Source organism: Haladaptatus pallidirubidus, from assembly GCF_020700235.1.
GTDB lineage: Archaea > Halobacteriota > Halobacteria > Halobacteriales > Haladaptataceae > Haladaptatus > Haladaptatus pallidirubidus.
This window is the reverse complement of sequence record NZ_CP085301.1, coordinates 2,830,004-2,853,574: the sequence shown is the minus strand read 5'-3', so window position 1 is coordinate 2,853,574 and position 23,571 is coordinate 2,830,004. Positions and strand designations below refer to the sequence as shown.

Below are 23,571 nucleotides of genomic sequence, written 5' to 3'. Positions count from 1 at the left end.
AGCTATCTGCATGCATCTTTCCCCGTCCCGCGTCGCCGACGAATACGAATGGGTGCGCGACCGAACTGGCGTCGTGACGCTCATCAACCGCGTCCGCGACGAACTCGGCGACGCCTTCGAGACGACCGTCGCCGAAGTCACGGAATCGGAGTACCGAAACGAGGTGGACGCCGTCTTCGCGAACGGCAACCTCGCGGTGAACGTCGCGGGATTGGTTGCCATTCTCCGCGAGTTGGACGTGGACGGCGACTATCCAGGGTTCGTGATTGATGAACTCCTCGGCAGGGAACTCGCCGGAATGATCGCGGGAAATCAACCGCTTCGGCTGCTCGGCGAAGCGACCTTCCACTACGCGGACGTGATGCACCACGAAGACGACGAAGCAGCGGGAGTGGACGACTTGGAGGCCGCGCTCGCCGCCGGATTCCAGACGCGATTGCCGGGATGGAAGTGGAAAGAAACGGAGAGTCCGTTTTCGGTGGAGTGAGTTTCGGAAACCGAATCAGGCGTTGATGTTGAAGTGACGCCCGCCGCGCGCGACGTCGAAACTGATGAACGCCAGCGAGAGCGCGCTGACGACCGTGATGACTGCCCACCAAATGTTATCGAAAACGGGCAGGTTGGCGAACAGGTACGACGACGCGAGACAGAGATACCCAATTCCCGCCAGTCGGTGTCCTTCGACGTTCCACGAGAGGTCAATGGTCGCACCGATGAAAAGTAGGCCGCCGAGAATGCCGAGGGCGACCTGCACGAGCCGACTTAAGTCGGTCAGCACGTCGAAACCGAAGACGAACAGGAGGCCGAGATTGATGAGGAGGATGAACGTACCGAGCAATCGGAGACCTCGGTGGCCCATCCCGCCGGTGGGTGCCGAGATGATCGCCGCTTTCATAGAAATATGTTGTCGAACTGAACATAAATAGTTTGTCCCGTTTCGGTTTTCCGAAACTTGATATTACACCGACAACAGCGAATCGATATGCAACCTGCGACGCTTTGCTACCTACTACGAAACGAGCGCGTCCTGCTCATTCGAAAAAAGCGTGGCCTCGGGAAGGGGAAGTTCGTCGGGCCCGGTGGAAAGGTAGAGGACGGAGAAACGCCCATCGAGGCGGCCGTTCGGGAAGTCGAAGAGGAGATTTGCGTCGCCGTGAACGACCCGTCAAAAGTCGGCGAGTTCGAGTTCGTGTTCGGAGATGAACCGAAGATGTTCGTCCACGTCTTCCGCGCCGAGACGTTTTCGGGAGAGCCACGAGAAACGGTGGAGGCCAACCCGCGGTGGTTCGACTTCGAGAACGTGCCCTACGACGAGATGTGGGAGGACGACCGCCTTTGGATGCCGCACCTCTTTTCGGGCGAGACGTTTTCGGGGCGCTTTCGGTTCGACGCTGAAGGTGACGAGCTGCTGGAGCACGAACTAGAAACCGATATCGACTGTAGAACATAGAAAAGCATACACATACGATTGCCGCACCTCTCCGGAATATATCTATGAAAAATTTTTTATACTAATAGTTATATCGAGATTTAATGTCTGAAGAAATCAGTGGCAAGCGAAAACGTGAAAATGGGTTTCTGAATCGGCGCGACTACCTGAAAGCGAGTGCGACGGCGACCGTCGGCGTCGCCGCGCTCGCTTCGATGGACGAATTTGTCGGCAAAGCGGCGGCCGTTTCGACCACCGACCCCTCCCCGTCGAACTCGGAAGTCGGCGGTGGCTCCGAGTACGACAACGACGTAACGCGGAGCGACGCGACCACGACGGTTAGCACGAAATCCGGGCTGAAAAGCGCGCTGAGCAATGCGGGTTCGGGCGACGTAGTGTGGGTCGAAAGTTCCGCATCCATCGACATGACCGGAGAAGCGAACATCGAAATTCCCTCCGGCGTGACGCTGGCAAGCGGACGCGGCATCAACGGCTCGCAGGGGGCGCTCTTCCACGTGGACAGCGGAATGGAAAGCGAAGCCCTATTCAAAAGCGTGTACGAGAAGGGTGTTCGCGTCACCGGGCTACAGCTCCGCGGCCCGTTCCCGGGCGGCTATTTCGACCCGGATGCAGACCCTTACGACCCTGGCTTCGTCGAAAAGATGTCCACCGGGATTCAGGTTTACAACACCGAATCGGCCAGAAACGTCGAAATCGACAACTGTCACCTCTGGGGCTGGACGGTCGGTGCGGTTCGCGTCGGCGCGAACGCGAACGGTGGGACGAGTTATCCGACCGGAACGCACGTTCATCACTGCTCCATTCACACCAACGCGATGGAACATCTGGGGTACGGTATCGACCTCCTGAACGGCGACGAACACCTCATCGAGTACTGTTACTTCGACCTCAACCGCCACTGCATCGACGGCTTCGGTAACCCGGATAACGGCTACGAAGCCCGGTACAACATCGTGGACGACCGGACGGTGAGTCACGCCTTCGACATGCACAACTGGGAGTCAAACAACGGCGACCGCGACGTGGCAGGGAGTACTATCAACATCCACCACAACACGTTCCGGTACGACAACGAGGTGCAAGGCGATTCAGACGAGTTTCGCGACGGCAGCCCGCAAGAGTACATCAAAATTCGCGGCACACCCGACAACCGGTGTGACATGGATAACAACTGGTTCCAACAGAAGGAGAAACCACCATCGGGAACCACCGGCGGCGACGATTACGCGTACACCCAAACGAGCGTCTCCTCGTGGACGAACATGTACGAGTCGAACAACGCATTCGGGCCCGAGGAGCCGTCGTCGGACATCGGGGCACCGCGCACCGGCGACGGAAGCAACCCGAACGGATTGGAGTATTCCAGCGGCACGACGGCGGTTGACCCGGACGTGGATTCGAACGGGGAACGTTCCGGAGTGAAATTCCGTCTTACGAACAACTTTGACGAAACGTTGACGCTCTCGGAGGTGTCGATTTCGCCGTCGAACTCGTCGATAAACGAGCTGGTAGACCACTCCTACGACGCGGGAAGATGGGTCAGCGAACTCTACATCGGCGCGGACGTACAGGACAGCGCGTGTGACGTTAACGGACTGTCGTTGCCGGGGTCGCTCCATCTGACGAACGACGGCCACAGCAACAGCGACCAGCGGTGGGCGATTATGTCTTCGGGGTCGGACGCGTGGGTCTACCTTTACCAGTTCGAAGACGACGGCACACCCGTGGACATGGTCGGTGAAACGCTGGAAATTTCCGTCTCGTGGTACCGTGACGCGGACGGTGCGTCGGGAACCGAAACGACCACGTTTACGCCGTAACGCGGCGCACACGAACGCTTGACCCGAATCGGGGTGAGAAGACGAACACCGCGGGTTTATTATTCTCGTGGCTGACCTCCGAGTATGAGCAACGACCAGGAACTCGGCATCACCGAGTCGAAGTCTCACAGTCCCGGCGACTGGTACGCCGAAGTAGTTCTGAAGGCAGGGCTCGCGGATTACGCTCCCATGGGCGGATTCATCGTCACCCGTCCCCGCGGCTACGCCCTCTGGGAAGGTCTCCAGAATCATCTCGACTCGTGGTTCAAGGACACGGGTGCGCAGAACGCCTACTTCCCCGCGCTCATTCCCGAGAGCTACCTCGAACGCGAGAGCGACATCGTGGAAGGGTTCGACCCGGAAGTAGCGTGGGTAACCCACGGCGGGCACGACGAACTCGAAGAGCGACTCGCGTTCCGCCCGACCAGCGAGAGTATCATCACGCCGTTCATGAGCCAGTGGGTGCGGAGCCACCGCGACCTGCCCCTGCGACTCAATCAGTGGTGTAGCGTGATTCGGTGGGAGGCGACCGACACGAAGCCGTTCTTCCGCACCAAGGAGTTCCTCTGGCAGGAGGGTCACACTGCCCACGAAACCGAAGAGGAAGCGTGGGACGAGACGATGACCCGACTCGGGCAGTACGAACGACTGTACGAGGACGTGCTGGGGATTCCGGTCATGCGCGGTCGAAAACCCGAACACGATAAGTTCCCCGGCGCGCACACCACGACGACCGTCGAAGCGCTGATGCCCGACGGAAAATCGGTACAAGGTGGCACGAGTCACTACCTCGGACAGGGCTTCGCGGAGGCCTACGACCTCTATTTCACCGACGAGAACGAGGACGAGCGCGTGGCCCACACCACCTCGTGGGGACTCTCGTGGCGCGCACTCGGCGCGCTCATCATGACCCACAGCGACGAGCAGGGATTCGTCTGCCCACCCGCCCTCGCACCCGAGCAGGTCGTCATCGTCCCCATCTGGCAGGAGGAAAACCGCGAGGAAGTTCTCTCGTACGCCGAAGGCATCGCGAACGACCTCGAAGCCGAGGGCGTCCGCGTCGAACTGGACGACCGCGACGAGCGCAACCCCGGCTTCAAATTCAACGAGTGGGAACTCAAAGGCGTCCCCGTTCGGTTCGAAATCGGCCCCCACGAGGTCGAGGACGACGAAATCACGGTCGTCCACCGACCCGACGGTGAGTCGGTCGTGGAAGACCGCGCAGGAATCGCAGAGTCGGTTGACGACCACTTTGACGTGGTGTACGACAAGATGTACGAGGCGGCGGCTGAAACCCTCGAAAACAACATCCGCAGTGCGGATTCGCGCGAGGAAATCCTCGGCACCATCGGCCAGCACGGCGGCTACGTGAAAGCGCCGTGGTGCGGCGACGAAGACTGTGAGGAAGAAATCAAGGAGCCGATTTCGGCGGAAATCGTGATGGTACCCTTAGACCGCGACGAGGAACCGTGCGGGGACGACTGTGCGATTTGTGGCGACGAAGCGGAGGAGACGGCGTACTTCGCTAAATCGTACTGAGCGAAGCGATGGCTGAACGAAACGGCATCGACCGACACCAGGTATTTGGGCCACGTGTGCGACGTATTCCGCCGAAACAGCCCGGTACGATACTGTAGATGCGATACGGGACGACCGAAAGTGTCGGTAGGTGAACGCGGACGGGAGCTATCACCAGCGAACATCCGGAAACGAGGAACCGCGGAGCACGCACCGAACGTCACGGAACGCGCCCGGCGCTTGATTGACGAATAGTCGGACGGTGTCCCGAATCGTACGGGGATTGTTTTCCCGATAGACTTGGAAATAAAGATATAAGACACGCAGTGTATAATTTTCGAACGTATTTACGGACAGTTTCGAACAATCGATTCCCCCAACAGGTGTTGAAATCTATCGAGTGTAGATTTATCCAAGCCACGAATCCTTAGCAAAGTTTTAGAAACCCGACTACGATTGGTTAGATATGGCCGACGTTAATCTCGACGAAAAGGACTTCAAAATCCTTCGCTGGCTCGACAGGGAGGGTGACATCGACGTGGACGAGGTAAGCGACGAACTCGGAATCAGTACCTCCACCGTCTACTACCGACTCGACAAGTATCGAAAGCAAGGTATTCTCTCGGGAACCGTCTCAAAACTCGACGCTAAAAAGCTCGGGCTCGAACTCACCGCGATAACGCAAATTCGAAGCGATTACGGTCCGGGGTACGAGGAAATCGGCAACGACCTCCGCGACATCTCCGGGGTTCAGACCGTTTACTTCATGCTGGGTGATAAGTCGTTCACGATAATCGCTCATCTGCGCGACCACGACCATCTGCAGGATTACATTGACGACATCATCCACACGGAAGGGGTCGAACACTCCTCGACGCAGGTCGTTCTGGAGACGTTCAAGGACGAGTCGAGGCTGCTGATAAACTACGACGACGACGATTTACAGGAGCTCATCGAAGGCGAGTAGCGAAGGTAGCTATCGACTGCATCGAACGAACGATATCGAGTGGCCGTTCGTTCGCATTTTTTCGCTAATTCGGGAATTTCGTTGTATATTTGCCCCATATTATCCATTATTATCGGACTATATTCGCACATACTCACCAACCGACCACAATATAAGGAACATATATTGACAATGAGGCACCCTTAGTCCTTCAGGAGAAACCTCTTATGCGTCTTTGCCATGCGGTCGCATATGACGACGCACCTCGCCGACCCAACCGCTCAACGGTCGAACTGCGGTGTCGGGGTCGTACTGAACCTCGACGCGGACACCACCGCCGACCACGAAATTGTCTCCGACGGGCTTTCGCTCCTCGGAAATCTCGAACATCGCGGGACGACGGGTGCGGAACCGAACACGGGAGACGGTGCCGGAATCCTCGTCCAACGACCGGACGACTTTTTCGCTTCGGAACTGGACTACGAACTTCCCGAAACGTACGCAGTCGGTCAGCTGTTCCTTCCCCAAAACGAGGATGCTCGCCACGCCCTCACGGAACGAATCGAAACCATCCTCGAATCGGAAGGGTTGTCGGTGTTTCACTGGCGTACGGTTCCCACGGATAACGGCGACCTCGGCAAAACCGCGCTCGACTCGGAACCCGCCATCGTCCAGTGTTTCGTGGAACCGGCTGCTGACCAATCACGCACGGAGTTCGACCGCACCCTCTACGTCGCCCGACGCGTCCTCGAACGGGAAATCGGGAGTCCGAAAACCGATAGCGGGGAGCGATTTTACGTCTGCTCGCTCGACCGCAAAACGCTCGTCTACAAGGGTTTGCTGACCGGCGAGCAGCTTTCTATCTACTACCCCGACCTCTCCGACGACCGATTCAAATCGTCCGTCGCGTTGGTTCACGCGCGCTTTTCGACTAACACGCTCGGTGCGTGGCACCTCGCGCACCCGTACCGCCGCACCATCCACAACGGCGAAATCAACACCATCCGAGGCAACGTCAACTGGATGACCGCTCGCGAAACCGACCTCGAAAGCGAGCGACTCGGCGAGGACGTGTCCCGAATCGTGCCCGTCACCCGAGCCGACCAGAGCGACACGGCCAGCCTCGACAACGTCCTCGAACTGCTCTTGCAGGATGGACGAAGTCTACCGCACGCGCTCCGGATGCTCGTTCCGGAGGCATGGCGGTCGAGAACCGACGGCCGCCGACAGGCGTGGTACGATTTCCACGCTTCGTTAGTCGAACCGTGGGACGGTCCCGCGCTCGTCGCCGCGACCGACGGGGAGCGAGTCGGCGCGGTGCTCGACCGGAACGGACTGCGCCCCTGCCGGTACGACGTGACCGAAGGCGACCGTCTCGTCATGGCCAGCGAGGCGGGCGCGCTGGACACGCCCGAAGGGGAAATCGTGGAGCGCGGCCGCCTCCAACCCGGACAGTTGTTCCTCGCCGACCCGGAGGCTGGCGGCGTCGTCTCCGACGAGGAGGTCTTCGCGGAACTAACCGACGAAAAATACGGAGAGTGGGTCGAAGAAGAGCAGATACGACTTGCGGAAGCCGACTCCGCGGAGTCGGCTTCCGCCGGGGCGGGGGAGAGGACGGGCACCGCCGCACCGCTCCGCACTCGGCAGGCGGTCTGGGGTTACACCGACGACGAACTCACCGAACTCATCGAACCGATGGTTCGACAGGGGAAAGACCCGGTCGGGTCGATGGGTGACGACACGCCGCTCTCGGTACTTTCGAACTTCGACCGTCCCCTGTTCTCGTACTTCAAGCAGCTGTTCGCGCAGGTGACGAACCCGCCGATAGATTATATCCGCGAGGAACTGGTGACGAGTTTGGAAACCCGCCTCGGTCGCCAGCGAAACCTCCTCGGCGAGTCGGCAGACCACGCTCGGCAACTCGTGCTCGATTCACCCGTCCTGACCGATGCGGAACTGTCGGCGGCGACGGAAACCGACCTCGAAACCGAGGTCATCGACATCACCTTCACACCGGACACCGGCCTCCGAAACGCCATCGAGCGCGTGCGTTCGGAGGCTCAGAACGCGGTCGAATCGGGTGTCGAAATTCTCGTCCTCTCCGACCGGAACACCGACGAAAAGCGGGTTCCGGTGCCGTCCCTGTTGGCGACTGGCGCGGTCCACCACCACCTCGTTCGCGAGGGACTTCGAACCCGAACCGGACTCGTGGTCGAATCCGGCGACTCTAGAACGGTTCACCACCTCGCGACGCTCGTCGGGTACGGCGCGGGCGCGGTCAACCCCTACCTCGCCTACGAGACTATCGCGGATTTGGTGGCCGGGTCGGATGGTGCAGACGAATCCGAGGCCATCGACGCCTACGTCTCCGCACTTGAAACGGGACTGTTGAAGACGATGGCGAAGATGGGAATATCGACCGTCGAGAGCTACCGCGGCGCCCAGATTTTCGATGCGGTGGGATTGAACGCCGAAGTCGTGGACGAGTATTTCACGGGAACCGAGAATCGAACGGAGGGAATCGGCATCGAGGAAATCGAGGCCGACCTGTTGGACCGTCACGAGACGGCGTTCGATGGGAGCGACGACCAGAAGCTCGCCCGACAGGGCGAGTACGAACATCGCTCGAACGGGATTCACCACCAGTGGAACCCGCAAACGGTCGGCGCGCTTCAGCGGGCCGTCAGGCAAGGAGACGAGGAGGAGTACCAAACGTTCGCCGCCGAAATCAACGACCAGAACGAACGACTCCAGACGCTCCGTGGCCTGCTCGATTTCGACGCCGACGGGCGCGAGTCGATTCCAATCGAAGAGGTCGAATCCGTTTCGGAAATCGTGAGGCGGTTTTCCACCGCCGCGATGAGCCTCGGGTCGCTGTCACCCGAAGCGCACGAGAACAACGCGATTGCGATGAACCGAATCGACGGCAAATCGAACACGGGCGAGGGCGGCGAACCGCCGGAGCGATTTGATACCGAGCGCGAATGCTCCATCAAGCAGGTCGCGAGCGGTCGGTTCGGCGTCACGAGTCGGTACCTCCAGTCCGCCGACGAGCTTCAAATCAAGATGGCACAGGGGTCGAAACCCGGTGAGGGCGGCCACCTTCCCGGTGGTAAAGTGAACGAAGCGATAGCGCACGTTCGCCACGCGACGCCGGGCGTCGGCCTCATCTCGCCCGCGCCACAGCACGACATCTACAGCATCGAGGATTTGAAACAGCTCATCTACGACCTGAAGGCGGCGAGCGACGGGTCGGACATCAACGTGAAACTGGTGTCGGAAGCCGGAATCGGAACCATCGCCGCGGGCGTCGCCAAGGCGAACGCCGACGTGGTTCACATCTCCGGGCACTCCGGCGGAACCGGCGCGAGTCCGCGAACGTCAATCAAAAACGCCGGACTACCGTGGGAACTCGGACTGGCCGAGGCGAACCAGATGCTCCGCCAGACCGGGCTTCGCTCGCGCATCAAAGTCACCGTCGATGGCGGGATGAAGACGGGCAGAGACGTTGCAGTCGCGGCCCTGCTGGGTGCGGAGGAGTTTTCCTTCGGGACTGCAAGCCTCGTCACCAGCGGCTGTGTGATGGCCCGGCAGTGTCACAAAAACACCTGTCCGGTCGGCATCGCCACGCAGGACGAAGACCTGCGTGCGCGATTCCCCGGCGAACCGGACCACGTCATCAACTACATGACGTTCATCGCCGCGGAACTGCGCGAAATCATGGCCGAACTCGGCGTTCGCAGCGTGGAGGAAATGGTCGGGCGCGTGGAACTGCTCCAGCAACGCGAGACGACGCATCCGAAAGCCCGCCGCCTCGACCTCTCGTCCGTGCTGGCCGAACCGGTCGATGGCGGGGCGGGCGACGACAACCGAACGAAAACCAGAGAACAAGACCACGAACTCGACGATCACCTCGATCGCGTCCTGCTGACCGCCGCGCAACCGGCAATCGAGGGCGACGATTCGGTCGAAATCGAGGGGGCGATTTCGAACCAAGACCGAGCCGTCGGCGCGATGCTCTCAGGTCGGATTTCGGCGGTTCACGACGAATCCGGGCTGCCGGATGGAACAGTTACGTGCAAGTTCGACGGCACCGCCGGACAGAGTTTCGGTGCGTTCGCCCAGTCGGGTGTTGACCTGTTCCTGACCGGTGCCGCGAACGACTACCTCGGCAAGGGACTTTCGGGCGGTCGAATCGCCGTGCGAACCCCCGAGGATGCTGGGTACGACGCCGAAAACGTCGTCGTCGGAAACGTCGCGCTCTACGGCGCGACGGCGGGGGAAGCCTACGTCAACGGCGTCGCTGGCGAACGATTCGGCGTTCGGAACAGCGGCGCGAAAGCCGTCGTCGAAGGCGTCGGCGACCACGGCTGTGAGTACATGACCGGCGGCGTCGTAGCGGTGCTGGGCGACGTGGGCGAAAACTTCGCCGCCGGAATGACCGGCGGCGTGGCCTACGTGTACGAGGGGGGCGAGATGTCCGAAGAAAACGGGATTGTCGAACGCGTCAACGGCGAAACCGTATCCCTTTCGACCGAACTGGAGGCTCGCGACGAAGCGGTGCTTCGTCGCTTGATCGAAAACCACGCCACCGCGACCGAAAGCGACGCGGCGCGCGCGCTGCTCGAACGGTGGGAATCGGCAAAAGAAAACTTCGTGAAGGTCATGCCCGACGCCTACCAGCAGGCTATCGAGGCGGGACAGGAAGACGTTCGGACGACCCCGCCCGGCGCGGTTCCGACACCCGAGCAGTCGTCGCGCGTGGAAATCGTTTCCGACGACTGACCGTGGGGTCGAATCCGGAATCGAATCGGTGTACTCTCAGAGATACGCCGAGTCCCACCGCGCCGCCTTTCGCTTGTTCTCACAGTCGTTGCACTGGATTCGCTCCATGCTATCCATCGAGTTGTCGAAGGATTCGCAGTTCGAGCAGAAGTAGCCGTAGCGGGTTTTTGCGTCCTCGCCCGTGAACACCGCGAAGAACGGCGCTTTCGACCCGCGACTGCTTTCGGCGCGGTTGATGTAGAGCGTCTCGTTTTCGTACTGACGGGGTTCCAACACCGCCGTCTCGGTTTCGGCGTACACGTTCTCGGTGTACGTCTGGTCGCCGATTTCGGCGGTGCGTTCGCTGACCTTGGTGAATCCGTTGTCTTCGTAGAACTGGTTCCCTTCCTCGTTGTCGGCGAGAACCAACCCCATCAGGGTTTCGACACCCTTCTCTCTGAGTTCCTCTTGCGTTCTGCCGAGGAGCGTCGTACCGACGCCTTCGCCGCGATAGTCGGGGTCCACGTGCAACCAGAGGATGTTCCCCTCGGGAACGTCGGGGAGCATGTCGCTTTGTGAGAAGCCGACCACGTCGCCGCCTTCGAGCGCGACGAGGAACAGCATGCCGCGACTCTGGAACTCGGATTCGAGATTTTCGTCGGAGTACCACTCCGAAACCGCGTGTTCGATTACCTCTTCGTCCACAAAGTGCGAATAGGTGGCCGAGAGCGACCGCTCGGCGACCGTTTGCATTCCGGCGATATCCTCCGTTCTCGCTTCGCGTACCTGCATACTTGGACTACTGTGGCACGGGAGATAAACATTCTACCGGCCAACGCAATTTCTTGACCGACGAACCGACGATAATTAACTCGCATCTCCGCCTTCGGTAGCGTTTTGCGCCACCACCCGAAATCACCCCGGCATGGACAGCGCACTCGTCATCGGTGGCACCCGATTCATCGGTCGTCACCTCGTGAACGATTTGCTCGGCAACGATTACGACGTGACCATCTTCAATCGCGGCAACCACGACAATCCCTTTGCGGATACCGAGGGAGTCACCCACTTCGAGGGCGACCGAACGAACGATTCCGCGCTGGAAGCGGCGAAATCGGAAGTCAGCCCGGACATCGTCATCGACTGCGTGGCGTACGAACCCCACGAGGTTCGCGCTGCGACGGAAATATTCGCGGACGTGGACGGCTACGTCTACATCTCTAGCGGAAGCGCTTACGCGACGGAAGTCATCCCCAAGCGCGAAAACGAGACGGAACTCTGCGATTGCACGCCCGAACAGGCCACCGACGATTCGCACGACTCCTACGGCCCGCGAAAAGCAGAGGGCGACCGCGCCATCTTCGAGGCCGCAGAGCGCGGCGTGAACGCGATGAGCGTCCGGCCCTGCATCGTCTACGGCCCGCACGATTACACCGAACGCCTCGACTTCTGGCTCGACCGGGTGAACGAGTACGACCGACTGCTCGTGCCCAGCGACGGCCAGAACCTCTGGCACCGCGCCTACGTGGAGGACGTGGCAAGCGCCCTCCGAATCGTCGCCGAGGAGGGCGAACCGGGAGAGTCGTACAACGTCGGCGACCGGCAACTCGTCACGATGGACGAGATGCTGGGGCTTATCGCGGACGCCTTTGAGACCGACGTGGAACTCGTCCACGCCAGCGACCGCGAACTCTCGACGGCGGGCCTCTCGGTGGACGACTACATCCTCTATCGGGACTATCCGCACGTCCTCGACACGAGCAAGCTTGCGAGTCTCGGTTGGGAATCGACACCAGTAGCGGAGGCGATGGAGAGGACGGTTGCGGAGCATCTGGAAAGTGAGCGCGACGGAAGCGAGCACGACCCCGGCCGAGAAAGCGAGGAAAGAGTGCTGGGCGTTCTGGATACGATATAAGAGCTGAGACGTGGTTTTGATTTGACTGGGTGAGTGTGGTTTTCGTGTGTTTGTTCCTCGAAGACTGTTTTCGACAGCGTAGAGGTATCACGACAGAACTGGCAGAATGTTATTCTAATTGGTATAAAGTCGGTCAATTTGAATTTGTTGCTAGCGAGTCACGACAACACGTGACCGCCACCGCACTGTATCCGCCCACATGCCTCCCCAACCGATTCCTTCGTCACTCAGTCATCCCTCGCGCGACTTTAGCACACCCTTTCGGACGTGAAGTCCAGGGGTGTGCCAGCGCGCGCCAGATGGCAAAATTCGGATTTCGTGAATTTTCACAAACCACAGTGGCGCGTGCGTCGGCAGGCCTGAGGACGTTCCGAAGGCCTGCTGACTAGCGCGCGAGGGACGACCGAAACGAGCGTTAGCGAGTTGATGGAGTCGGTTGGGGAGGATGTGGCCTGCGGAGGCGGTTGCGGTTTGATTGGAGTCGTGATTTGCCGACGACATCCTCCCGACATTTGAGGGTGTGCAGTCCTGCTTTCCTCGTTTCGATTCCATTGAAATCCGGATTTGCCGACGACATTCATCCAAAATCCGAGAGTGTGCAGTCCTGCTTTCTCGTTTCGATTGAGATACATTCGATAACGTCCCTTCTGCATCCGCGTCCACGTTCCGAGAGAGGGTAAACTGTTTCACGGACCCATCACGAATGAGAGGTATGTTCGATAAATCTACCTGGATTCGCCTGCCTCGAAACGTGGTGGTGGGCCACGGCGTCCTCTCCGAGACGGTGGACGCCATCTCGGAACTACATCTCCACGGCGTTCCGCTCGTCGTCACGAGTCCGACGCCGAACGACGTGGCGGGCAAACGAGTCGTCGCGCAGTTCGAGGAGGAAGGAATCGCCGTCGAAACGGTGGTCATCAAGGAGGCGAGTTTCGCGTCCGTCCAACGCGTTATCGAAGTCGCGCGCGAAGTCGATGCGGGCTACCTCGTCGGCGTCGGCGGCGGAAAAGCCATCGACATCGCCAAAATGGCGAGCGACGAAATCAAACGCGGATTCGTCTCGATCCCGACGGCGGCGAGTCACGACGGAATCGTCAGCGGTCGGGGGTCGGTGCCGGAAAAGAACACTCGGCACAGCGTCGCCGCGGAACCGCCATTGGCGGTCGTCGCGGATACGGAAATACTCGCGGACGCGCCGTGGCGGCTCACGACGGCGGGGTGTGCGGACATCATCAGCAACTACACCGCGGTCAAGGATTGGCGGCTCGCAAACCGTCTCCAAAACGTCGAATATTCGGGCTACTCGGCCGCGCTCGCGGAGATGACCGCGGAGATGCTGGTCGATAACGCGGAGTCCATCAAACCCGGCTTGGAGGAGTCGGCGTGGGTCGTCACCAAAGCGCTCGTCTCCTCCGGCGTGGCGATGAGCATCGCGGGGTCGTCGCGTCCGGCCAGCGGGGCGGAACATCTCTTTTCGCACCAACTCGACCGCATCGCGCCCGGGGCGGCCCTCCACGGCCACCAAGTCGGCGTCGGTTCCATCATCACCGAATATCTCCACGGCGGAAACTGGCAGGGAATCCGAGACGCATTGGCGACTATCGGCGCGCCGACAACTGCAGACGGCCTCGAAATCGACGGCAAAACGGTCGTCGAAGCACTCACCACGGCCCACGAAATCCGCGATAGATACACGATACTCGGCAACGGGATGAACGAAGCCGCGGCCATCGAAGCGGCGACGACGACGAACGTTATATAATATAGAGCGAGTTTACAGCGGCAATAACTTTCAAGACACTCCCGTGAAAGTGTCCAGACGTGGCGCTGATTATATGAGTACCATCGTGGAGATTTCGATACCCGCCGACGAGTTCGCGCTCGGCCGCGCACTACAATCGGATTCGCAGTTGCAAATAGAACTCGAGCGCATCGTTCCGACGGGAACCGCCGTGTTTCCCTTTTTCTGGGCGTGGGGAGATACGATTGGTCAGTTCGAAACCGCGGTGCGCGACGAGCCCGCGATACAAGACCTCACGAGGCTCGATTCCTTTTCTGATGGGACGCTGTTCCGAGCGGTTTGGAACGAAGAAATTACCGGATTCGTGCGAGGAATCGAAGAGGCTAATGCAACGGTGATGGAGGCAAACGGCACGGCGGACGGATGGACGTTCCACCTCCGATTTCCGGCACAGGAACAGATGTCCTCGTTCCAATCCTTTTGCCGACGGGAGGGAATTACGGTGGAAGTCCATCGCGTCTACTCTTTACAGGAGATGACGACACAGCAGTTGAGAACGCTGACGCCTGCACAGCAGGAAACGCTCGTCACGGCCTACGAGGAAGGCTATTTCGAACGGCCGCGAGATATCACGCTGGAGGTGTTGGCCGACGAACTGAAGATATCGCCGCAGGCGGTCGGCGGTCGTTTGCGTCGCGGCTACTCGAACCTCATCGCCGGGTCATTTCGTTCGTTAGAAGAGTAATCGTATAAATACGAACGGGAACAGTACTTAAGCATGTTTCGTGGGAAACATGTGGTCTCAACTGATTTCGCTCTGTATATTCCGTCGTGATTCCCCCAAACGGAGATGTGCGCGTTTCACCTTCTTTGATAGTGAATTCTGTCTCTCCGGTGTGACTGAACGCCTCGTCTCCGCTTGTGGATTGCGTTCCCGATCCGCCAAACCAGACGACTCAGACCGATGGATACACAAACGACTCAGCGAGGGTATCGCTCGCATGAATTCGAACCGAAGGCCGCCCGGCGACAACCGGATGGTCGGAGCATGGCGCTATGAGCAGCCACACCGTTCTCGTCGCCGACGACGAACGTTCGATTGCAGACTTGTACACCCGGTGGCTCGACGAGGAGTACGAAGTGTACACCGCATACGACGGTGCCGAAGCGATGGAGTACGCGGACGACACCATCGACATCGCACTCCTCGACAGGGATATGCCACGGGTGAATGGCGACGACGTTCTCGAAGCAATCCGTGAACGACAGTTGGACTGTCGGGTCGGGATGATTACCGCGTCGGAACCCGACTTCGACGTGCTCGAACTCGGCTACGACGATTACGTCGTCAAACCAATTCGTTCCCCAAATCAGTTACACGACATCGTTACGACGCTGGCACAGCGCGCGACATACTCCACCGACGTTCAGCAACTACTCACGTTGTCTTCGAAACGAGCGACGCTCGAAACGCGAATGAGTTTGGAAGAACTCAACGGTCGCGATGAGTATCGAGAACTCGTCACCGAGATTCAGTCGCTGAAAGCGTCACTTTCGGACACGTTGGAGGGATTGGGCAACGACGACCTGCAAGGAGAACTGGCGGAAAACTACGTCGCTTCGGAATAATTTGGAATACTGCGTTTCGCGGAAATCGGTTAGCAGCAGTTTACGCTCCGAAATCAAACGAACACAGCGTGGCGGGCACGACCGGTTGTTGCGTCGTTTCGTGGAGAACTCAGTTCGCTGTTCGTCAGGCAAAGCGAGTGACCGGTTCGCTGTGGTATCTATTACTGGAAACGCGCAAAAAATCGCTTGAGTGTGAAAATAGCAGTGACGATTATCCCAAGTCGGCGCGCTCGAACGAGAGGTAGCCGATCGTCAGCGGGACGACGAGCCACGCGCCGAGGATGACGAGCATGAACCACTCCTCCAGATAGAACGGGATGTTCATCTGGGGGGGGAGAAGTACCGAGGGAAGTAGATGCTCTGTTCGGTGAAGACGAGTCCGGCGGCGCGCTGAAACGCGTAGGGCGGACTGATGAGGAAGACGAGTTCGTAGATTTCAGGGCCGAAGACCATTCCGAGCTTATCTTCGGCAACGTACCGAAGCATTGCTGCCGGTGAAATCGTCGGAACCGTCCAGAGGACGTTAAACACGAAGAACACGCCGACGGAACTCGCCATCGCGCGCGAACGCGAGGCGCAGAGCGCCGACAAACCGACCGCGATGCCGATGTACGTCAGGGTGAAAAACAGCATCAGCAGGAAGAACTTCGCGAACACGACGAAGTCGACACTGTCGAGCAGAACGACCCCCAGCGCGCCAGCGACGCCGAACGCCAACAGCAAACCGACCGTGATAACCATGGAGCGACCGGCGAACTTCCCGACCACGAGGTCGAATCGCGTGTTCGGCAGTCCGAGCAGATATTTGATGCTCCCCGATTCGCGCTCGCCAGCGATGGAGAGATAGGCGACGATGAGCGCGCTGAGAATGATGAAGATACCGATGAGCGACACCAGCGCGAGCACGTCCGTCATCGCGCTTTGCGGGCTATCGCCCGCGAAGTAGACGATGAGCGCCAACAGCAGAACGTACAGAGAGATGAGACCCAACAGCCCTTTCGAGCGACGGGAGTCGATGAAGTCCTTTTTCGCCACCGAGAGCCAGCTCATGCCGACACCTCCGCTGGCGATTCGGGTTTTCTGCCGGTCGGTTCCTCGCCTCTGGTGTAACTGTCGAACAGCTCTTCGAGCGACGCCTGTTCGGACTTGATGTCCGTAATTCGCGTCGCGGCATCCACGCGCTTAACCACCTGCGCTTTTTTGCCGGGATCGGAAAAGGACACGCGAAGTGCGGAGTCATCGACGGAGACGCCGGAGACGCCCTCGATGCTCGTCAAGTCGAGTTCTGTTGGGACGCGACCGACTTTCAGAATCAACTGCGAACTCGCACCGGTCAGTTCGCGAAGACCTTCGACCGTATTCTCGGCGACGAGTCGCCCGTTGTTCATGATGCCGACCCGGTCACAAGCCGCTTCGACTTCCGAGAGGATGTGGCTGGAGAAGAACACGGCCGTGCCGCGGTCTGCCTCGCCGCGAATGAGTTCGCGCATTTCGCGGATGCCGTGCGGGTCGAGTCCCGAGGAGGGCTCGTCTAAAATGAGCAGATCGGGGTCGCCCACCAGTGCGGAGGCCAACACGAGGCGCTGGGCCATCCCCTTCGAGTAGCCCCCGACCTTTCGGTCGGCGTCCTCTTGGGAGAGTCCGACCCTGTCGATGAGTTCCGACGGGTCTGCATCGGCGTTTTTCGCGTCGATGGCGAATTCGAGATGTTCGCGCGCCGTGAGTCGGTCGTACAGGTCGTAGCCCCCCGGGAGGATGCCGATTCGATTTCGGATTGCTCGCGGTTCTTTCTGTGCGTCGTGTCCGAGAACCTCCGCTGTTCCCTCGCTCGGGCGCATGAAATCCAACAGCATGTTGATGGTCGTGGATTTCCCCGCGCCGTTCGGCCCGAGGAAGCCGAAGATTTCGCCCTCTTCGACCGTGAGATTCACGTCGCGAACCGCGACAACGTCGCCGAATCGCTTCGTGAGAGACTGCGTTCTGATGGCGGCCATGGAGAGGGTTTCACAGGCGACCCACATGTGCTTTCTGATCATTGACACGTCGTGACAATGGGACGATTCGAGCAATACTTTTGACAGCTCATGACGAGAGCTGTGTATGACGAATCCAACCGTTCGTCCCGCGGAACCGGGCGACGCAACTGCCATCCGGTGCGTCGCCCGGGAGTCGTGGCACTCGGCCTACGACGATATCATCGGGGCCAGTACCGTGGACGAAACCATCGACGAGTGGTACGACACCGAACGCCTCCGCGAGAGCGCGACCCGCACAGACCACGAGGTTTTCGTTGCGGAGCACGAGGAGATTATTGGTTTCGTCCACGCCGCGCCGCATCCGGACGCGGAGGCCGTTTTTCAGTTACTCCGGATTTACGTCGTTTCTGACGAATGGGGGTCGGGGTTGGGAAGCCGATTGCTCAATCGTGTGGAGGGGCGACTGCGCGAGCGTGGCGGCGAGCGAGTTCGATTGAGCGTTTTGGCGGATAACGGGGTCGGTGTCGGATTCTACGAAGCGCGCGATTTCGACCGCATCGAGGAGCGTGAAGCGGATGGGTTCGGTGTCTGGGAGTACGTCTACGAAAAGGAATTGTAGTGAGGGTTCGGTTGTGATAAATTGGGACAAAACACGGACTGTTTTGTGTGAGTTCTTTCTTTAATTGAGTTCTGTCAGCAAGTCACGCCAACACATGACCGCCTCCGCAGGCCACATCCTCCCCAACCGACTCCATCAACTCGCTAACGCTCGTTTCGGTCGTCCCTCGCGCGAACCCAGACAGACCCTCGGCGGTAAACACCTCGGGTCTGCCGACGCACGCGCCAGAGTGATTGAAAACGCACGAAATCCAATTTTATATGTGGCGCGCGAAGGCGACGGGAGTCGCCCGCGCGAGGGATGAAGTATCGCAGGGAACGGAGTGACCGAGAAACACAATCGGCTGGGGCGGGTGTGACTCTTGCGGTGCGGTTGCGAGGCGGTGGCGGGCTTGATTGTAGTCGTGACTTGCTGACGGTGTATCTCCACCTCTGTTAATTTTCCACTATTTATTTTATCATAAAATTAAAAAACTTCTATGGTTCTATCCCCTGTTCAAACGTATTTTTCCAAAAACGTGGCCGTCTTCGTGTACGCCTCGATTCGATTTTCCAATTTCGAGAAGCCGTGGCCTTCGTCGGAGAAAATCAGTTTCTCGACGGGAACGCCCTGCGCTTTCGCCTCCTCTGCGATTTGTTCGGCTTCGCCGACGGGCACGCGCGGGTCGTTCGCGCCGTGAAGAACCAACAGCGGCGCTTCGATGTTTTGGATGTTGTTGATTGGACTGATGGATTCCAAAAACTGCCGGTCGTTTTCGAGCGACCCGTATTCGGCCTCCCGAAGTTCGCGCCGCCAGTCACCCGTGTTTTCGAGGAACGTAACGAAGTTTGCGATGCCGACGATGTCGACCCCGGCGGCCCAGAGGTCGGGGTACTCGGTCAGTGCGGCGAGAACCATAAATCCGCCGTAGGAGCCGCCCATGGCGACGATTCGGTCGGGATCGACGACGCGCTGGTCGTGCAACCACTCGACGCCGGCTTCGATATCCGCGACGGAATCCATCCGCCGTTCCACGTCGTCCAGGTGCGTGTACTCCTTGCCGTAACCCGACGAACCGCGGACGTTCGGTTCGAGGTAGGCGTAGCCGCGATTCAGGAAGTACTGCTTGGTCGGACTGAACGAGGGCCGTCGCTGGGACTCCGGACCGCCGTGGATGTCCACGATGACAGGGGTTTCGCCGGCTTTCGCATCCTCGGGAACCGAGAAGAAGGCCGGAATCTTCTTTCCATCGAAGCTCTCGAAGTGGACGACTTTCGGCGGGACGAACGTCTCCGGCGGGATTCCGGCGGTCGATGCCTCGGTCCAGCGTTCCGCCACGCCCGTCTCGGTTTCGACCACGTAAACGTTCGTGTTGTTCGTGCTTCCGGTAACGGTGATGGCGAACCGCTCCGCGTCGGGGTCGAAACTGACGCCGCCAGCGACTCCCCGGGGAAGGTTCGGCGTCGGGAATTCGCGGATGGTCGTCTCGCCCTTCAGCGTGCCGACCGTGAGTTCGGTGTAACCGTCCTCGTTGCGCGAGTAGACGAGTCGGCCCGAATCCTCATCGAGGGCGACGCCATCGACGTTCCAGTCGCCGCCCTCTTCCACGACTTCGAGTTCGATCGCACCGAGGTCGAGACGCGCGAGATACATCGTGTCGCTGCCCTCGTCCGTGACGAGGTAGAGCGCGTCGCCGCCCGGCCCCCAGCAGACACTTTGATAGCGGACGTGCCCCTCGTGCGGCGTTACGTGTTCCAGTTCTCCGGATTCGATGTCGAGGACGTGGAGGTCTTGATCGAACGAGGAGTGGGCTTCGACCACGACGAGTCGGTCGTCGGGGCTCCACCCGGCGAGCGAAAGCCAGCCGTCGCCTTCGTACACCATTTTCGCGCCCTCGCCGACCGCATCGCGGTCTTGAACGTACACGTCGAAAACGCCGTTTTCGCGTCGGTTCGACGTGAACGCGAACTGCGAACCATCCGAGTTCCACCCGCCCCAGCGGTGTTTTGCGTCCGGCATGTTCGTGAGCGGGGTGATGGTTTCGCCGGTTCCGTCGAGTCGAAACAACTGCTCGCGCTCGTTTCCGCCGTCGTCCATGCCGAAGATGAGTTCGTCGCGCTCCGGCGACCACGAGGCGAACGAGATTCGCTCGTCGTAAAACGTGAGCTGGTCGGGCCACGTCCCCGATTTATCCATCCGCCAGACTTGCGGAACGCCCGTCGTGTTCAGCAGAAAGCTCAGTCGCTCGCCGTCCGGGCCGAAGGACGCGCCGTGCGCGCTTCGAACGTTCAGATACCGCTCGAAATCGTACGTAATCATTGGCGTTTTGTTTCGATACGGGTAACAAAGTAGTTTGGCAAACGGTAATCATCGTCGGACGGGAGCCGTTACTCGCCCAAGAGATTATATCCGAAGCACCAATCAAATTCATTACCTCTCATTCTACTTAAAGAATGGAGATACAAAGGCACAGGTTTTGTAGAATCGATAGCTTGATTTGATATACGATATGTGATATAATATGGAGGCGACATCTACGGACACAGGCAATAACACGGACTTGATACATCAATTTTCGTTCGACGAAGACGAAACTGATAGTATCGTCGTCGCCGTTAGTAAGGCGGTCTCTCAGGTTACCGACACGCCCATCGAGGAGATGCCACCTCTTCAGGAAACGATAGATTGCGACGCGCTCGAAGTTGTCTTCAAATCATTCGACGTCGAAAACGCCCCCGGCGTCGGGCAGGTACAGTTCCCGTTCCACGACTGCACGGTTCGAATCGACACCACGGGGACGGTACAGGTGTACGACGAAGGACCGCGATTTTCCCCCGATGACTCCGGGTGCTAGCCGAGTGACTGGCGACGTGGAACCGCTCTCGTTGGACGAGTTTGAACAGCAGTTGGGGCAACTGGTCGAGGTGAGCGCCCGAAATGGAATCGGGTTCGACCGCTCGTGGACGTTCCGTAGACCGGAGGACGACGTTCCGGACGTGATAGTCGAAATCACTCGTTTACGGAAGGGCGATGGGAACTTCGAGAAACGGTAACGGCAGCATTCGGACTCTATCGCGTCGTTACCGGGTCGTATCCGGCACATAACAAAAACCCCTGCGTGTGACGGCCAGTCGCCATGCATGCCACAAAATACGCGCAGCGAGCAGTTGTTGTCGCACTCGTCTGTTTACTCGTTACCGGAAGCGGCGTCGGTACCGGCGCACGAACCGACGCGAGCAACGCCAGCGACGGTTCCGTAACCGCCGATACTGCGACGACCGACCTGCACGTCGAGTTCGTCAACTGCTCCGCCGTCCGAGTCAACGGATCGGCCGAGCGCGTCACCGTCGGGACGACGTGGTACGCCCCGGACGGCGTCGCGACTTCGTACTTCGAGTACGGTCCGGTCAACGGAACGACGCTCGTTGCGCCGCCGAACCAGGGCGAAACCGGAACGGCGGTCGCCTACGTCGCGGTGTACGACGACAAGCGTGCCACGCCGGTTTTGAATCGTCAGCATCCCGCCGCAACCACCTGTCAGGAACGTATCGGCCCGAACAACGCGAGTGACTGATTTCGACCGGTTTGAACGGTTACGGTCGGAGGTAACGCAGACGTTTTTCGTCGCGACGGAAATAGTAACTGGTGGTTGAATCGCCAGCGCGGGGTCATCCTATCGTGTCCGCGTCGTGTCCTCACGCTGAGGATGTAATTCAGGATTTGCCGGTTACGGAATCGTTCACGCAAAATAGACATCGCAGGATACGAACTGAACGGAGTCGCTGGTTTATGCGGGTCGTTGGCGTGTGGATAGTACCACGGGGGAGGTATGACTACGACACGAACCCGAGAGCGCGTTGACCGGACACGGTCGCCCGCGTTCTCAAAGCAGGAGGTGTACAACGCAGTAAAAAATCTTCGTCGGAGATACGTACTGTACTATCTCAATCGGGAGCAAAAACCGGTCGAATTGGGGGAACTCGCGGAACAAATCGCGGCGTGGGAGAACAACCTCGACGTGGAGGCCGTTTCTCCCGAACAACGAAAATCGGTGTACAGCGCGCTGTATCAAACCCATCTTCCGAAACTGGAAACTATCGGAATCGTTACCTACGACCGCGAATCCAAGCGAGTATCGTTCACTGACGGCGCGCAGAATTTCGAACTGTATCTGGCGACCGATTCGCAGACGACGGTTCCGTGGCACAAACTCTACGTCTCCCTTTCGGGGATCGGGACCGTACTCGTCGTTTTCGGCTGGGTCGGTTTCGTTTCGTTTTCCGGCTTTCAACTCGCGGCGCTCGTGCTGTTGCTGTTCGGGATAACTGCCGTCGCACACTTTTACGACCGACACGTCTGGCAGCGGCGATTTCAGGGCGCGACACCGGATCTCGCGCTGGAGTTCGACGACAGCAGTTGGTTCCAGTGAACGGGTTCCAATGAAAGAAGACTTTTACTTTCTCGTTTCGTGGCCGCAGGTATGCGAGTCGCGTTCGTCGCTGAAGTGACGGCCCAACACGAGGAAACTGGCGCAACCCGCCGACTTCGTCGCACCGCGGAACTCCTCGCTAGCCGCGGTCACGAAATAACCGTTTTTTGCGCCCAGTGGTGGGACGGAGACCACGAGTCGTTCGAACAGGAGAACGTGACCTATCGTGCCGTGACGACCGAACCGCCCGGAGAAGCACCGTCCCGTCGGTTCGCGCTCTCGCTCCCCGGCGCGCTCCGACGGGCGAAACCGGACGTGATTCACGCGGCCTCGGTTCCGAAGCACGTTTTGGCCGCGAAAACGGCGAGCAAATTCGCGCGCGCACCGCTCGTCGTGGACTGGTACGAAGCGCCGCCCGCCGGGACGGGAACCGCCTCGAAATCGCTCCGGATGGCCGCTCGTGCGCCGGACGAGGTGCTCACGCCTTCCGAAACGGTCAAAACGCGCGTTCGGGAACTCGGTGCGAACGGCGACGACGTGCGCGTCGTTCCGAACAGCATCTCCGTGGACGGTTACTACGGCCCGGAAACCGAGGGAGCCATCGAGAGTTTCCAATCCAGCGCCGGACTCACGGTCGACGGCATGGCCGGCCCGAACACGTGGCAGGCGCTCGTCGACATCGGCAACTAACGGAAGTCAGCAATCCAGCGACGAGGTCTTGCAAGCGGTTCAAACTCCTGCATTTTACGATTGATTTCCGCTTTTTGCGGTCGGAGTCCGTATCG

Annotated in this window: 23 protein-coding genes and 1 pseudogene; 17 read left to right on the top strand and 7 right to left on the bottom strand. The window is 59.4% G+C overall.

Going from position 1 to position 23,571, the window contains the following annotated elements; translation table 11 throughout:
• Positions 1-10: 10 nt before the first annotated feature.
• Positions 11-487 carry a DUF7984 family protein gene (locus tag LIX15_RS15460; RefSeq protein WP_227774054.1) on the top strand — a complete coding sequence of 159 codons (477 nt, stop codon included), beginning with the start codon at positions 11-13 and terminating at the stop codon, positions 485-487.
• 15 nt (positions 488-502) lie between these two features.
• On the opposite strand, the gene LIX15_RS15455 is transcribed toward LIX15_RS15460, so the two are convergent.
• Positions 503-895 (bottom strand): DUF7994 family protein, encoded by a 393-nt coding sequence (locus LIX15_RS15455; protein WP_227774053.1) that lies wholly within the window; start codon positions 893-895, stop codon positions 503-505.
• An 87-nt stretch (positions 896-982) separates the two neighbouring features.
• Here LIX15_RS15455 and LIX15_RS15450 point away from each other — a divergent pair, with 87 nt between their 5' ends.
• The 5 genes from LIX15_RS15450 (at position 983) to gltB (ending at position 10,519) form a co-directional block, all read left to right on the top strand.
• The gene (locus tag LIX15_RS15450) at positions 983-1,450 is read left to right on the top strand and encodes an 8-oxo-dGTP diphosphatase (RefSeq protein WP_227774052.1); all 468 of its coding nucleotides are present in this window, start codon (positions 983-985) and stop codon (positions 1,448-1,450) included.
• Between the two features lie 83 nt (positions 1,451-1,533).
• Positions 1,534-3,270 (top strand): hypothetical protein, encoded by a 1,737-nt coding sequence (locus LIX15_RS15445; protein ID WP_227774051.1) that lies wholly within the window; start codon positions 1,534-1,536, stop codon positions 3,268-3,270.
• Between the two features lie 84 nt (positions 3,271-3,354).
• Complete coding sequence (gene proS / locus LIX15_RS15440; protein WP_227774050.1) at positions 3,355-4,809, top strand: proline--tRNA ligase; 1,455 nt, start codon at positions 3,355-3,357, stop codon at positions 4,807-4,809.
• Between the two features lie 445 nt (positions 4,810-5,254).
• Complete coding sequence (locus LIX15_RS15435; RefSeq protein WP_227774049.1) at positions 5,255-5,755, top strand: Lrp/AsnC family transcriptional regulator; 501 nt, start codon at positions 5,255-5,257, stop codon at positions 5,753-5,755.
• 231 nt (positions 5,756-5,986) lie between these two features.
• The gene (gltB, locus tag LIX15_RS15430) at positions 5,987-10,519 is read left to right on the top strand and encodes a glutamate synthase large subunit (protein ID WP_227774048.1); all 4,533 of its coding nucleotides are present in this window, start codon (positions 5,987-5,989) and stop codon (positions 10,517-10,519) included.
• A gap of 36 nt (positions 10,520-10,555) precedes the next feature.
• Here the strand turns inward: gltB and LIX15_RS15425 are convergent, their stop codons facing one another.
• Positions 10,556-11,290 (bottom strand): GNAT family N-acetyltransferase, encoded by a 735-nt coding sequence (locus LIX15_RS15425; protein WP_227774047.1) that lies wholly within the window; start codon positions 11,288-11,290, stop codon positions 10,556-10,558.
• Positions 11,291-11,423: 133 nt separating this feature from the next.
• On the opposite strand from LIX15_RS15425, the gene LIX15_RS15420 reads away from it, so the two are divergent.
• Positions 11,424-12,413: an NAD-dependent epimerase/dehydratase family protein gene (locus LIX15_RS15420; protein ID WP_227774046.1), complete on the top strand. Its 990-nt coding sequence runs from the start codon at positions 11,424-11,426 to the stop codon at positions 12,411-12,413.
• Between the two features lie 231 nt (positions 12,414-12,644).
• Here LIX15_RS15420 and LIX15_RS15415 read toward each other — a convergent pair whose 3' ends face one another.
• Positions 12,645-12,965, bottom strand: coding sequence for a hypothetical protein (locus LIX15_RS15415; RefSeq protein WP_227774045.1), 321 nt, complete (start codon positions 12,963-12,965; stop codon positions 12,645-12,647).
• A gap of 160 nt (positions 12,966-13,125) precedes the next feature.
• On the opposite strand from LIX15_RS15415, the gene LIX15_RS15410 reads away from it, so the two are divergent.
• From LIX15_RS15410 to LIX15_RS15400, 3 genes are all read left to right on the top strand, one after another.
• Positions 13,126-14,175, top strand: a complete 1,050-nt coding sequence (locus LIX15_RS15410; protein ID WP_227774044.1) for an NAD(P)-dependent glycerol-1-phosphate dehydrogenase — start codon at positions 13,126-13,128, stop codon at positions 14,173-14,175.
• Between the two features lie 73 nt (positions 14,176-14,248).
• Entirely contained in the window at positions 14,249-14,899 is a 651-nt protein-coding gene (locus LIX15_RS15405) for a helix-turn-helix domain-containing protein (protein ID WP_227774043.1), read from the top strand.
• Between the two features lie 311 nt (positions 14,900-15,210).
• A complete protein-coding gene (locus tag LIX15_RS15400) occupies positions 15,211-15,783 on the top strand; it encodes a response regulator (RefSeq protein ID WP_227774042.1) in 573 nt (190 codons plus the stop codon).
• 211 nt (positions 15,784-15,994) lie between these two features.
• Here LIX15_RS15400 and LIX15_RS15395 read toward each other — a convergent pair.
• From LIX15_RS15395 to LIX15_RS15385, 3 genes and pseudogenes are all read right to left on the bottom strand, one after another.
• Positions 15,995-16,117, bottom strand: a pseudogene (locus LIX15_RS15395) (ABC transporter permease subunit); the annotation flags it as partial.
• Positions 16,105-16,833, bottom strand: a complete 729-nt coding sequence (locus LIX15_RS15390; RefSeq protein ID WP_227774040.1) for an ABC transporter permease — start codon at positions 16,831-16,833, stop codon at positions 16,105-16,107. The pseudogene LIX15_RS15395 and the gene LIX15_RS15390, both read right to left, overlap by 13 nt.
• Positions 16,830-17,777, bottom strand: a complete 948-nt coding sequence (locus LIX15_RS15385; protein WP_227776904.1) for an ABC transporter ATP-binding protein — start codon at positions 17,775-17,777, stop codon at positions 16,830-16,832. Before LIX15_RS15385 ends, LIX15_RS15390 begins: the two co-directional genes overlap by 4 nt.
• A gap of 106 nt (positions 17,778-17,883) precedes the next feature.
• Here LIX15_RS15385 and LIX15_RS15380 point away from each other — a divergent pair, with 106 nt between their 5' ends.
• Entirely contained in the window at positions 17,884-18,378 is a 495-nt protein-coding gene (locus LIX15_RS15380; protein ID WP_227774039.1) for a GNAT family N-acetyltransferase, read from the top strand.
• A 94-nt stretch (positions 18,379-18,472) separates the two neighbouring features.
• Positions 18,473-18,682 (top strand): hypothetical protein, encoded by a 210-nt coding sequence (locus LIX15_RS15375; protein WP_227774038.1) that lies wholly within the window; start codon positions 18,473-18,475, stop codon positions 18,680-18,682.
• A gap of 191 nt (positions 18,683-18,873) precedes the next feature.
• Here LIX15_RS15375 and LIX15_RS15370 read toward each other — a convergent pair whose 3' ends face one another.
• Positions 18,874-20,676 (bottom strand): S9 family peptidase, encoded by a 1,803-nt coding sequence (locus LIX15_RS15370; RefSeq protein ID WP_227774037.1) that lies wholly within the window; start codon positions 20,674-20,676, stop codon positions 18,874-18,876.
• Positions 20,677-20,878: 202 nt separating this feature from the next.
• Between LIX15_RS15370 and LIX15_RS15365 the strand changes: the two genes are divergently transcribed.
• The 5 genes from LIX15_RS15365 (at position 20,879) to LIX15_RS15345 (ending at position 23,476) form a co-directional block, all read left to right on the top strand.
• Positions 20,879-21,211 carry a HalOD1 output domain-containing protein gene (locus tag LIX15_RS15365; RefSeq protein WP_227774036.1) on the top strand — a complete coding sequence of 111 codons (333 nt, stop codon included), beginning with the start codon at positions 20,879-20,881 and terminating at the stop codon, positions 21,209-21,211.
• Positions 21,195-21,410: a hypothetical protein gene (locus LIX15_RS15360; protein WP_227774035.1), complete on the top strand. Its 216-nt coding sequence runs from the start codon at positions 21,195-21,197 to the stop codon at positions 21,408-21,410. Before LIX15_RS15365 ends, LIX15_RS15360 begins: the two co-directional genes overlap by 17 nt.
• An 83-nt stretch (positions 21,411-21,493) precedes the next feature.
• A complete protein-coding gene (locus LIX15_RS15355) occupies positions 21,494-21,931 on the top strand; it encodes a hypothetical protein (RefSeq protein WP_227774034.1) in 438 nt (145 codons plus the stop codon).
• Between the two features lie 255 nt (positions 21,932-22,186).
• On the top strand, positions 22,187-22,786 hold the full coding sequence (locus tag LIX15_RS15350) for a DUF7344 domain-containing protein (RefSeq protein WP_227774033.1): 600 nt from the start codon (positions 22,187-22,189) through the stop codon (positions 22,784-22,786).
• A 51-nt stretch (positions 22,787-22,837) separates the two neighbouring features.
• Positions 22,838-23,476, top strand: a complete 639-nt coding sequence (locus LIX15_RS15345) for a glycosyltransferase (protein WP_227774032.1) — start codon at positions 22,838-22,840, stop codon at positions 23,474-23,476.
• Positions 23,477-23,571 lie beyond the last annotated feature (95 nt).

Excerpts from the sequence above, each read along its gene's own strand:
- LIX15_RS15455 (WP_227774053.1), bottom strand. The coding sequence starts at position 895 with ATGAAAGCGGCGATCATCTCGGCACCCACCGGCGGGATGGGCCACCGA.
- LIX15_RS15375 (WP_227774038.1), top strand. The coding sequence starts at position 18,473 with ATGACCGCCTCCGCAGGCCACATCCTCCCCAACCGACTCCATCAACTC.
- LIX15_RS15355 (WP_227774034.1), top strand. The coding sequence starts at position 21,494 with ATGCATGCCACAAAATACGCGCAGCGAGCAGTTGTTGTCGCACTCGTC.
- gltB (WP_227774048.1), top strand. The coding sequence starts at position 5,987 with ATGACGACGCACCTCGCCGACCCAACCGCTCAACGGTCGAACTGCGGT.
- proS (WP_227774050.1), top strand. The coding sequence starts at position 3,355 with ATGAGCAACGACCAGGAACTCGGCATCACCGAGTCGAAGTCTCACAGT.
- LIX15_RS15460 (WP_227774054.1), top strand. The coding sequence starts at position 11 with ATGCATCTTTCCCCGTCCCGCGTCGCCGACGAATACGAATGGGTGCGC.
- LIX15_RS15350 (WP_227774033.1), top strand. The coding sequence starts at position 22,187 with ATGACTACGACACGAACCCGAGAGCGCGTTGACCGGACACGGTCGCCC.
- LIX15_RS15420 (WP_227774046.1), top strand. The coding sequence starts at position 11,424 with ATGGACAGCGCACTCGTCATCGGTGGCACCCGATTCATCGGTCGTCAC.
- LIX15_RS15370 (WP_227774037.1), bottom strand. The coding sequence starts at position 20,676 with ATGATTACGTACGATTTCGAGCGGTATCTGAACGTTCGAAGCGCGCAC.
- LIX15_RS15450 (WP_227774052.1), top strand. The coding sequence starts at position 983 with ATGCAACCTGCGACGCTTTGCTACCTACTACGAAACGAGCGCGTCCTG.
- LIX15_RS15435 (WP_227774049.1), top strand. The coding sequence starts at position 5,255 with ATGGCCGACGTTAATCTCGACGAAAAGGACTTCAAAATCCTTCGCTGG.
- LIX15_RS15405 (WP_227774043.1), top strand. The coding sequence starts at position 14,249 with ATGAGTACCATCGTGGAGATTTCGATACCCGCCGACGAGTTCGCGCTC.
- LIX15_RS15425 (WP_227774047.1), bottom strand. The coding sequence starts at position 11,290 with ATGCAGGTACGCGAAGCGAGAACGGAGGATATCGCCGGAATGCAAACG.
- LIX15_RS15380 (WP_227774039.1), top strand. The coding sequence starts at position 17,884 with ATGACGAATCCAACCGTTCGTCCCGCGGAACCGGGCGACGCAACTGCC.
- LIX15_RS15400 (WP_227774042.1), top strand. The coding sequence starts at position 15,211 with ATGAGCAGCCACACCGTTCTCGTCGCCGACGACGAACGTTCGATTGCA.
- LIX15_RS15385 (WP_227776904.1), bottom strand. The coding sequence starts at position 17,777 with ATGGCCGCCATCAGAACGCAGTCTCTCACGAAGCGATTCGGCGACGTT.
- LIX15_RS15445 (WP_227774051.1), top strand. The coding sequence starts at position 1,534 with ATGTCTGAAGAAATCAGTGGCAAGCGAAAACGTGAAAATGGGTTTCTG.
- LIX15_RS15390 (WP_227774040.1), bottom strand. The coding sequence starts at position 16,833 with ATGAGCTGGCTCTCGGTGGCGAAAAAGGACTTCATCGACTCCCGTCGC.
- LIX15_RS15365 (WP_227774036.1), top strand. The coding sequence starts at position 20,879 with ATGGAGGCGACATCTACGGACACAGGCAATAACACGGACTTGATACAT.
- LIX15_RS15415 (WP_227774045.1), bottom strand. The coding sequence starts at position 12,965 with ATGGAATCGAAACGAGGAAAGCAGGACTGCACACCCTCAAATGTCGGG.
- LIX15_RS15345 (WP_227774032.1), top strand. The coding sequence starts at position 22,838 with ATGCGAGTCGCGTTCGTCGCTGAAGTGACGGCCCAACACGAGGAAACT.
- LIX15_RS15360 (WP_227774035.1), top strand. The coding sequence starts at position 21,195 with ATGACTCCGGGTGCTAGCCGAGTGACTGGCGACGTGGAACCGCTCTCG.
- LIX15_RS15410 (WP_227774044.1), top strand. The coding sequence starts at position 13,126 with ATGTTCGATAAATCTACCTGGATTCGCCTGCCTCGAAACGTGGTGGTG.